The following is a 1731-nucleotide window of genomic DNA, read 5'->3' as shown; positions in this document are numbered from 1 at the left end:
GAGAACTTCTACAATTAATAGAGACCATACTGGTGTATAAGTTACCCAAACTCAGTCGCACGGAGATAGAAGCCATGTTTAGCTTAAGTGATTTACGGCAAACCAAAGTTTATCAGGAGGCTTTAGCAGAAGGTATACAAGCAGGCAGACTTGAAGGTATACAAGCAGGCAGACTTGAAGGTATACAAGCAGGGAGACTTGAAGGTGAAATTCAAGGCAAATTAAAGTCGATACCTCGGTTGTTAGCGTTGGGTTTAACCGTAGAACAAGTTGCACAAGCTTTAGAATTAGAGGTTGAACAAGTTACAAAGGTGATCCAGCAGTCTTCTGATAGTTGAAACAAAAACCATCGGCACTGGTTCCGCTGAGTGAGAAGCGCAAAGTTTTGCCATTGGTAGTTTAGAGCTGATTTGTAAACTCGCTGTAATCCTTGTAGGATAAGGCTTGCGGTCAACTAGAATAATTGAACTATTGAATACCAAAAAGACAATCATAGCAAGGTTTTCAGACTTCTTAATATTTACTTTACAAATTAGCTCTAACTTAACGATAATTCCTGTTAAAATTACTAGCTCTGATGAGATCCTGATATCCTATTTCCCCTAAAGCCCTTATGTGCCCAGATGTTTCTATCCCTCAACCAGACCTCAGTAGCAATGGTTCAAACTCCCAAACCATGACTAATGTCAGTGGGTCAGTCTCACCAGTGGTAAACTCAATTCCGCCATTGTTAGGAGCTTCTTTAACAGAGTTAACCAGCTGGATACAACAACAGGGACAACCGGCTTATCGAGGTCGTCAGTTACACGGATGGATTTATGACAAAGGAGTGCGATCGCTTTCTGAAATTTCCGTCTTTCCTAAACAGTGGCGTAACACCGTCACCGATGTCCCCATTGGTCGCTCAAGGTTACACTACCGCTTAGAAGCAAAGGATGGTACGGTAAAATACCTGCTGCAGTTATCAGATGGTCAAATTATTGAAACTGTTGGTATTCCCACACCAAAGCGTCTGACCGTTTGTGTATCTTCCCAGGTCGGTTGTCCCATGGCTTGTGACTTCTGTGCTACTGGTAAAGGCGGATTCACTCGCAATCTGGCTCGCCATGAAATTGTCGATCAGGTTTTAACAGTAAGGGAAGATTTTCAGCAACGAGTCAGCAATGTGGTGTTTATGGGTATGGGAGAACCCTTGCTGAATACCGAAGCTGTGGTAGGTGCAGTCAAGTCTCTTAATCAGGACCTGGGGATTGGAGCGCGATCGCTTACAATCTCAACAGTTGGTATTCCCGGTCGTATCCGCCAACTGGCTGAGCATCAACTACAAGTTACCCTTGCTGTCAGTCTACACGCCTCAAATCAGCAGCTACGGGAGCAACTGATTCCTAGTGCCAAGCACTATCCTCTCAAAGCACTATTAGATGAATGTCGAGACTATGTAAACTTAACAAGTCGCCGAGTCACCTTTGAATACATCCTTTTGGGTGGACTGAATGACTCTCAAAAACATGCTGTTGAGTTGGCTAAGAACCTGAGGGGGTTTCAGAGTCATGTCAATTTGATTCCCTACAATCCCATTAGTGAAGTAGATTACCAGCGTCCTAATTACCGCAGGATTCAAGGCTTTGTTGAAGCTCTCAAACAGCAACACATTGCTGTCAGTGTACGCCATTCCCGTGGTCTTGACAAAGACGCCGCTTGTGGACAACTTAGAGCATCTAGAAGTGATCG

General features: G+C 44.0%; 2 protein-coding genes. Both read left to right on the top strand.

Translation table 11 applies throughout. The features are described 5' to 3' along the window. Positions 1-338 (top strand): Rpn family recombination-promoting nuclease/putative transposase (locus F6K52_RS35975; protein ID WP_293089955.1); only part of this gene is annotated, 338 nt, incomplete at its 5' end. A 338-nt stretch (positions 339-676) separates the two neighbouring features. Next, positions 677-1731, top strand: a 1055-nt coding sequence (rlmN, locus tag F6K52_RS35970; protein WP_293089957.1) for a 23S rRNA (adenine(2503)-C(2))-methyltransferase RlmN, incomplete at its 3' end; no start/stop codon positions are given.

It is taken from the genome of Moorena sp. SIO3H5 (assembly GCF_010692395.1).
In the GTDB taxonomy this organism is placed as follows: domain Bacteria; phylum Cyanobacteriota; class Cyanobacteriia; order Cyanobacteriales; family Coleofasciculaceae; genus Moorena.
Note: the sequence above shows the minus strand (reverse complement) of the source record. Positions and strands in the feature narration are given on the sequence as shown.